General features: G+C 41.7%; 6 protein-coding genes and 1 pseudogene. 1 reads left to right on the top strand and 6 read right to left on the bottom strand.

Going from position 1 to position 8,491, the window contains the following annotated elements:
- Positions 1 to 228: 228 nt before the first annotated feature.
- The 6 genes from WAM07_RS13985 to WAM07_RS13960 form a co-directional block, all read right to left on the bottom strand.
- On the bottom strand, positions 229 to 1,242 hold the full coding sequence (locus tag WAM07_RS13985; RefSeq protein WP_422167797.1) for a cytochrome d ubiquinol oxidase subunit II: 1,014 nt from the start codon (positions 1,240 to 1,242) through the stop codon (positions 229 to 231).
- Positions 1,243 to 1,245: 3 nt separating this feature from the next.
- Positions 1,246 to 2,601 carry a cytochrome ubiquinol oxidase subunit I gene (locus WAM07_RS13980; protein WP_422167795.1) on the bottom strand — a complete coding sequence of 452 codons (1,356 nt, stop codon included), beginning with the start codon at positions 2,599 to 2,601 and terminating at the stop codon, positions 1,246 to 1,248.
- A gap of 298 nt (positions 2,602 to 2,899) precedes the next feature.
- Positions 2,900 to 4,732: an ABC transporter ATP-binding protein gene (locus WAM07_RS13975; RefSeq protein WP_422167793.1), complete on the bottom strand. Its 1,833-nt coding sequence runs from the start codon at positions 4,730 to 4,732 to the stop codon at positions 2,900 to 2,902.
- A gap of 18 nt (positions 4,733 to 4,750) precedes the next feature.
- Positions 4,751 to 6,505, bottom strand: coding sequence for an ABC transporter ATP-binding protein (locus tag WAM07_RS13970; RefSeq protein WP_422167791.1), 1,755 nt, complete (start codon positions 6,503 to 6,505; stop codon positions 4,751 to 4,753).
- A gap of 299 nt (positions 6,506 to 6,804) precedes the next feature.
- Positions 6,805 to 7,257 (bottom strand): redoxin domain-containing protein, encoded by a 453-nt coding sequence (locus WAM07_RS13965; protein WP_422167789.1) that lies wholly within the window; start codon positions 7,255 to 7,257, stop codon positions 6,805 to 6,807.
- An 84-nt stretch (positions 7,258 to 7,341) separates the two neighbouring features.
- Positions 7,342 to 7,884 (bottom strand): peroxiredoxin, encoded by a 543-nt coding sequence (locus tag WAM07_RS13960; RefSeq protein ID WP_422167788.1) that lies wholly within the window; start codon positions 7,882 to 7,884, stop codon positions 7,342 to 7,344.
- A gap of 323 nt (positions 7,885 to 8,207) precedes the next feature.
- Here WAM07_RS13960 and WAM07_RS13955 point away from each other — a divergent pair.
- Positions 8,208 to 8,491, top strand: a pseudogene (locus WAM07_RS13955) (mechanosensitive ion channel protein); the annotation flags it as partial.

The raw sequence follows: 8,491 nt of genomic DNA, 5'->3' as shown, positions 1-8,491 counted from the left end.
TGTTAACGACTGAGGAGGCTTGCCAGTTCCCCCACAGGAAAGCGAGTTATTTCCCCACCAACCCTTACCCATCTTACTTAACGGACCCATTTATCTTGAAACTGAGTCTTCCAGTATCGGGAGCTTTACCTTAATAACAACACGGAAATTTAACAGAGATTAATTTTTAATAAAAAAACTTGTAGAGAATCGATTAAGATCCTCTACAAGCTTCAAAACATTCTATTATTACTTTTTCCCTTTGACATAATCAGCATCAAACAGGAACATCCGCATCAGCATAATGAGTGATGGAATAAGTAAAAACAGCCCGGCTATGAACACAACAATTAAGGCAATCGCCATAGCTTCACTCGTCACTCCCCCGGACAGCGTCACGTGTGGGTAGAGCAGATAAGGCAGGTGGGAGGCTCCGTAGCCGAAAAATGCTACAAAGAATTGGAGCATAACCGCGATAAATGCCCATCCATAGTACTTCCCTTGATAAATCAGGAATACTGCAGCCATAAAGAAGGCTACTGAGATTCCAAACACCCACCATAAATCAATTGCACGCTGAAAATGATCCGGATTTTGCTGACTGAGTGCAATAAACGTGGTCAGGCTGGCAATAATGGTTGGCGAACTCCAGAACAGCGCGTACTTTCGAACTAAGTTAAGAGCGGGCTGATCTCCTGCACGATTCGCATAAAAGGTCAGAAACATGGAGCTGATATACAGGACCGAGACAATCGCCAGAAAAACGACGCTCCATGAAAAGGGGTTGGAAAACAGTTCTCCGTACATCAGCTGAACCCCGTTTTCTGTTTCCTTAATAAAGCCGCCTTCAGATATTGTAAGAGCTGTGGATAGAGCAGCAGGTATTAATAAGCCTGTAGCTCCGTACAAAAACATGTACAAATGATTTTCTTTTGATCCATAATTTTCAAAGGCGTAAAAAGAGCCACGAATAGCCAACAGGACAATCGCAATACTCCCCGGTATTAATAGTGATTGGCCGAAATAATAAGCCATATCCGGAAAAAATCCAATTAATCCAACAAAGAAAAATACAAAGAACACATTGGTTACTTCCCACACTGGAGAGAGGTAACGGGATATCAGTTTATTAATGATATGATCGTTTTTCGTAACCTTCGCAAAATACGCAAAGAAACCTGCGCCGAAGTCAATCGATGCCACAATCAGATAACCATACAGAAACAGCCAAAGCACGGTAATACCTAATAATTCGTAACTCATGAGTTAGTTACCCTCCTTTGTTGCTGCCACTTCAGGATAACGATGTTCAAGCTCGTGTTCAGCTGGATTTCCTTTGAATATCTTACGCAGCGCAATTACGCAGCCGATCGACAGCACGGTATATAAGCCAATAAACAGAATGAGCATCCAACCAACGTAAGGAGAGGTTGTCGCCCCTTCAGATACCGTCATAAATCCTCTTAGAATCCAAGGCTGACGCCCCAGTTCAGCAAATACCCAGCCAAATTCGACAGCGGCCATGGATAATGGTCCGAGAGAAACAATCCCCCATAAGAGCAGTGGGTGATATTCGTTCCACTTCTTCACCTTCCAGAACACAAGGTACAGAAGGGAAATTCCAAGTGTGAAGAAACCGATCGAGACCATTAAGTCAAACATATAGTGAATCCAAAGCGGAGGCTCTTCATCATCTGGAATTTGATCCAGTCCGGTTACCTCTGCATTAAAGTCGCCGTGAGCCAGGAAGCTTAAGCCATTTGGTATTCGGATCGCATTCTCCACTTCCTGATTTTCATTTAATGTACCGAAAACAACTAAGTCTGCTCCTTCTTCCGTTTCAAAATGCCATTCTCCGGCCGCCAATTTTTCCGGCTGCTCTTCAGCGAGGAATTTGGCAGATAAGTCACCAGCAATAGCAGTAGCTATAGCAAAAATGAACACGGAAGCAACCGTAAGCTTCAAGGCCTTCATATGATAAAGGGTATTTTTCTTTTTCAATAGATAAATAGCTGCAATGGTTGCCAGGACAGCTGCTGCGGTTAAATAAGAAGTAGAAACGACGTGAAGAACCTTCGTAGGCGTCGCTGGGTTGAACATCGCAGCCAGCGGTTGAATAGACGTAACTGTATCTCCTTCCAGTTCAAACCCTTGCGGAGTATTTAGAAAGCCGTTCACCGATGTGATAAAGAAAGCTGATAATGTAGATCCGATCACTACAGGAATGGATAACAGCCAGTGGTACATAGGGTTTTTAAACCGGTCCCATGTATAAAGATAAATTCCTAAAAATATAGCTTCAAAGAAAAATGCGAAAGTCTCCATGAACAGTGGTAAAGCGATCACCTGACCTGCCAGCTGCATAAAGCTCGGCCATAACAGGGAGAGCTGCAATCCAATCGCGGTTCCTGTCACTACCCCTACAGCCACTGTAATGGTAAATCCTCTTGTCCAGCGTCTTGCCAGCAGCGTATAGTGAGGATCTTTCTTTTTAATCCCTATAAATTCTGCTATGGATATCATAACGGGAATACCTACACCAAGCGTAGCAAAAATCGCGTGATATCCAAGAGTAAGTGCAGTCAGCATGCGGCTAAGCGTAGCACTATCTAAATCAAACATCTTTCCTTCCCCCTCTTACTGCTAGTCAATCTAATGAATTCAGACAATCTATCCCTAGTATAATAGGTGAAAACGGTTTAAGTGGGATAGGTATATGACTATTTTGTGACAAACTTCACAAAGTCTTAATTTTAAGTTTATGATACACGATATGGTCTTTAATGTCTAAAAGCATGCCTGAAATGTTATGTAAGTTCTATTCCCTATCCCCTATGGCTTCTAACAATAGATTACACACAAAAAAGGCACCCCGGTAAGGGTGCCTTTTAGACCATGACGTGATTGAAGAATCCAGTGACTAGATAGCATCAAGCATTTGGAACTGGGCTTTCACCAATTCATAATACTCACCTTTTTGGTCCATTAATTCATCGTGTGAGCCATTCTCAAGTATGCGCCCATTTTCCAGCACATAAATATTGTCCGCTTCACGAATCGTGGACAGCCGGTGAGCAATAATAATGGCGGTTCGACCATGTAATAGTTTACGGAGGGCTTTCTGGATACGAACTTCCGTTTCGGTATCGATGCTTGCCGTAGCCTCATCCAAAATTAAAATTCTCGGATCGGCAAGTAAAGCACGGGCAAAGGAAAGCAGCTGCTTTTCCCCAGCGGATAGAATACTCCCGCGTTCTTCTACTTCTGTGTCGTATCCATCACTTAAGCGGTTGATGAAATCTTCTGCTCCTACCACTCTAGCCGCTTCTTTCACTTCTTCATCACTGGCAGTTGGACGACCAAAGCGGATATTTTCAAGAATGGTTCCGGAGAAGATAAAGGTATCCTGCAGCACTACACTGATTTGCTGGCGCACACTATCAATGGTCGCATCCTGCAAATCGACTCCGTCAATTTTAACCGCTCCTTTTGTTGGATCGTAAAAACGGCTGATTAAATTCGCAATTGTCGATTTCCCGGATCCGGTGTGCCCGACCAGAGCCACCGTCTCTCCCTGTTTCATTTCTAGATTAATATCATGGAGAGCAATCCGTTTTTCATCATAAGCAAATTGAACATGGTCAAATTCTATATGACCTTTCATGTCTTTCAGTTCAACCGCATTTGTCTTTTCTTCTACATTTGGCTGTTCATCCAGAAATTCGAAAATTCTTTCCGAAGAGGCCATTGCCATAAGCATTTGATTGTACATCATGCCCAGTCTTGAAATTGGCTCCCATAACATACCCAGGTAAAGGGCGAATAAGACGAATTTACCAATGGAGATATCTCCGCTCAGGATCAGATAGGCACCGAAAGAAATAAGGATAACGGTTCCTATCGCATTACTCATCTCTACAAAAGGCCGGAACATGGCACTTTTTCTAGTGGCTGTATTCCAGGACTGGAAGTTATCGGAATTTACGCCGTCGAAGTACTCCGCATTTTCTCTTTCCTGTGAAAAAGATTGCGTAATTCGAATCCCCTGAATACTCTCATTTAAATGAGAGTTCAGTCGAGACTGCTGAATTCTTACATCCTGCCAGGAGCGCCTGATATTGCGGCGCAGTTTCGTAGAAATATAAAACATCAGCGGCATAATCACAAGTATGGCTAAGGCAAGCTTCGGACTCATCCAGAACAGGATTCCGATAATTCCAGTTAGCATGACGATATCCATAAGCAAGTTAATAATTCCGTTCGTAAACAATTCCTGTAGAGAGTTTATATCATTCATAATTCTTACAAGAATGGAACCGGCTGATCTTGAATCAAAGAATTTGTGAGACAGCCGCTGCACATGCGAAAACAAGTGCTGCCGAAGGTCATAAATCACATTCTGACCTAAAATATTTACATATTTAATCCGCAGTGTATTAGCAATATAACTGAACAGGTAAAGAATCGAAATACCGACTACGAGTTGAATTAAAAAATTCGTATCACTGTTGCCAATAGCTTTATCAATGGCTACCCGACCAATTAAAATTGGCACGACCAGACGAACAATTGTTGATACAAGCATCGCAATAATCGAAATCGGAAGCAATGTTTTAGCATAAGGCTTCACATAACGCAGCAGTCTCCACATCTGCGACCAGTTAAAGGGCTTTTCAACTGCCTGGTCCTGAGTATATTTAAAACGATTTAAATGTTTATTCGTGACGGGTTTATGTTTTGGTTTTTTAGCCACTTGTTTCTCCCCCTTTCTTTAAGCGTTAGAAGCATTGAGTATTTTTTCTTTATCCTGATATTGAATATCGTAGATTCTCTGATAAGGACCCCCGTTTTGAACAAGCTCATCATGAATGCCTCGTTCTTTCACTTCCCCTTCTTCCAGTACGAGAATTTCATCCGCATGTTTTAAGGAAGAGATACGATGGGCAATAATGAAGGTTGTCCTTCCTTTCATGACTTCTTGCAGGGCCTTTTGAATTTGGAATTCCGTTTCCATATCAACGGCTGAAGTGGCATCGTCTAAAATAAGAACAGAAGGATCAATCAGGATGGCTCTTGCAATCGCAATACGCTGCTTCTGTCCTCCTGACAGCCCCATGCCTCGTTCTCCAAGCAGGGTGTCATACCCCTCCGGCATTTCCATGATAAAGTCGTGGGCCTGCGCCCGTTTGGCTGCATCCATCACATCTTCAATCGTAGCATCAGGATTTCCGTAAGAGATATTTTCTTTAATCGTAGTAGAAAATAAGAAAGATTCCTGCAATACAAATCCAATGTTTTTCCTTAGAGTTTTCAGCCCATATTCTTGAACCGGTGTACCATCGAGTAGAACACGGCCTTTCTCAGGTTCATAAAACCTGGTAATCAGTTGCGTAATACTGCTTTTACCTGCACCGGTTGCCCCTATTAAACCAATCGTTTTACCGGGAGGCGCATCAAAGGTAATATGTTTTAGAGCTGAATCGTCGTCTTTTGTATAAGTTAGGGTTACATCTTCAAACGTCACATGACCCTGTAAACGATCTTCGACGATCGGGTGCTCTTTCTCCTGAATATCCTCTTCCTCTTCCAGAATTTCAAGTAAACGCTCGCCAGAAGCTTTTGATTGGGAGAACAGGTTGATCACAAACCCTAAATTCATAAGTGGTCCCAGAATGTACCAGACGAGACTGAAAAAGGCGACCAATTCCCCTAATTGAAGCGAGTCGTTAATGACTAAGTAACCCCCGTATGCAAGCAGAGCCACCACGCAGACGTTGCCGATAAATTCCATCAGAGGAAAGAAACGCGCCCATATATTGGAGGTGGTAATATATTTCGATCGATAGTCTTCACTCCGGTCCGAAAATCTTCCAATCTCAAAACTTTCTCTCGACAGTGATTTCACCGTATTCATGCCGCTAATATTTTCCTGTACTCGAGTATTCAGTTTCCCAAACGACTTCCGTATCCGCCGGAAAGCGGGGTGTACTCTCCGATCAAATTTGTAAACCACAATAGCTAGAAACGGCATAGCCGCCATGGTCACGAGAGCAAGCGGAATGGAGTAATAGAACATGACACTCAAACTGATCACAATTAACAAGGTAATACGAATGAGTTCTGAAAAACCAAAGGATAAAAAGAAGCGAAATCCTTCTACATCTGCCGTTAAACGGGACATCAAGTCTCCCGTCTTCGCATTATCATAATATTTAAAGGAAAGACGCTGCAGTTTTTTATATAACTCATCCCGCAGAGTGAAAACGGAGCTGATTCCAAAGTATTCTCCTAAGTATTGATGAAAATAAGTCGCAATCCCCTTCACGATCATTAACAAAATAAAGATACCGCAAATATAAGGAATTAAATTATACTTTTCACCACGCATCACTTCATCAATCGTAATTTGCAGTATTATTGGATAAACTACCGTAATTCCGGCTACGAAAATCAAGGACAATACCGATAAGAAAAAGAACTTGCGATATGGCCAGTAAAACTGCTTTAATTTTTTAAAGGTCTCCATAATCCCCCTCCTCCAAATATTTTTAACGTATTAATAAATATATCGGGTATCGAAATAAAATGCCACCCTTACGTCCCAATTTTTAAAAATTTCTGCCAGTTTACATCATTCAGCCAGTGACAATAGTCACATCCATTTAACAGACTCTATTGCATTTGATTATGAAGGTTCGTCCCGATCTCTGTCGGCATCCGTACCTTTAAGTGAATAACTCTACCACTCGATACCTTCATTTAACTTGCCCTCACGTAAAAAAAGCAATCCCCATAGTTATATGGGAATTGCTTTCCTATCATTCCTTATTTTTGATTAAGCCCAAGTACGCGGTTCACACGTTTACGAAGCATTTTCATTCCGCCGCCTCCAGCTTGAAAGTGACGGAGATTTCCTTCTTCATCAAATACATAATAAGCAGGTACATACTGATTATCAAATGCATCCGTAAGAGCGTGCCGGTTATCAACGTATATCGGCTGAGTAATGCCATGCTCATTCGCTACTTCCTGAATTTGATCTAAGTCGAGATCTTTTTCAGAGCGAGGCATGTGCACGGCAATTACGTTTAGATCATCACTATATTCATCACGGAACTCATTGACATTTGGCATTGCTTCTTTACACATTCCGCAGCTGACTGACCAAAAGTGAATTAATGTCGGTTTATCCCCGATTAAATCTTCTTTCGTTAATGGCTCGCTATTATACCATGTGGTTGCTTCTGGCAACTCAGGCATGGGTGTTCTTAAACGCATCATCAATTCCTCCTCTTCTTTGTTTAAGATGGAAAAGGGTCTAACACTTGACATGTTAGACCCTTAATCTTTATTAAAGGGAATTTATAGGGTTTCTTGTCCTGGCTTCCAGTTAGCCGGGCATAGTCCGCCGGTTTGAAGTGCCTGCAGGACTCGAAGCGTTTCGTCTACATCACGGCCGATATTGTTGTGGTTAACTACTTGATACTGAAGTTCACCTTCAGGACTGATGATGAATAGACCACGAAGAGCAACACCTTCCTCTTCAATCAGTACACCGTAGTCTTTAGATACCTGATGATTGGTATCTGCCGCTAAATGATATTCAAGGTCACCTAGACCATTATCTTCGCGGGAAGTATTGATCCACGCAAGGTGGGTGTGAATGGTATCTGTAGATACCCCGATTACTTCTGCATCCAGATCTTCGAATTCATCGAAACGATCAGATAGCGCTGTAATTTCTGTAGGGCATACAAATGTGAAGTCCATAGGGTAGAAGAAAAGGACTGTCCATTTGTCGTTCTTCATGTTCTCTTCCAGTGAAACTTTACCGAATTCTTTGTTAGGAAGTACTGCATCCATTTCAAAGCGTGGTGCTTGCTTGGCTACCATACGTTCTGCCATTTGAATCCCTCCGAAAAAATAATGTAAACCTGTAATTACTGTCTTTATCACAGTACCTAGTATAACGAGAACATTAATTATAGTCAATCTCAGTTAATAATTAATTTAATCTGATCAGTTCCCGTAGAAAGTTTTCTTACGATTAGTATGTGCTACTCCGTTTCTCATTAAACAATAGTTCATCAGAAAAGTAAAACTATATATGTGTCACCCGAAATGTTCTCCATGAATTGTCAAAAAACGTAATAATAATTGAAATGATTCTGGACTTTCCGATATTCTATAAAGGAACCCTAGCAAGTTTTGGAGAAAGGAGTCGTAAAATGAATATATTTGAAGAAGGTTTTAAATTCAATCCTTCCGTTGTCGTGGAGTGGATTATCACTGGAGGGCTCAAGATCCTCCTTTTACTGATTGCCTTTGCTATAGTGAAGCCGCTTGGTAAAAAAGCCATTGGCGCGGCAATGAAACGGATGAGCAACCAGCGGAAATTATCAGAGGGACGAAGTCAGACGCTTGAAAAACTGGCTATTAATATTTTTTCCTATTCTAGTACCTTTATTTTCATCGTCATGCTTTTAAGTGCCCTTTCAATCGACATTGGACC

The organism is Halobacillus sp. (assembly GCF_049282395.1).
In the GTDB taxonomy this organism is placed as follows: domain Bacteria; phylum Bacillota; class Bacilli; order Bacillales; family Halobacillaceae; genus Halobacillus.
The sequence above is the reverse complement of the archived record's forward strand: the minus strand, read 5'-3'. Positions and strand labels throughout refer to the sequence as shown.

Coding starts and splice junctions, on each gene's coding strand:
- WAM07_RS13985 (WP_422167797.1), bottom strand. CDS start 1,242: ATGAGTTACGAATTATTAGGTATTACCGTGCTTTGGCTGTTTCTGTAT.
- WAM07_RS13980 (WP_422167795.1), bottom strand. CDS start 2,601: ATGTTTGATTTAGATAGTGCTACGCTTAGCCGCATGCTGACTGCACTT.
- WAM07_RS13970 (WP_422167791.1), bottom strand. CDS start 6,505: ATGGAGACCTTTAAAAAATTAAAGCAGTTTTACTGGCCATATCGCAAG.
- WAM07_RS13965 (WP_422167789.1), bottom strand. CDS start 7,257: ATGCGTTTAAGAACACCCATGCCTGAGTTGCCAGAAGCAACCACATGG.
- WAM07_RS13960 (WP_422167788.1), bottom strand. CDS start 7,884: ATGGCAGAACGTATGGTAGCCAAGCAAGCACCACGCTTTGAAATGGAT.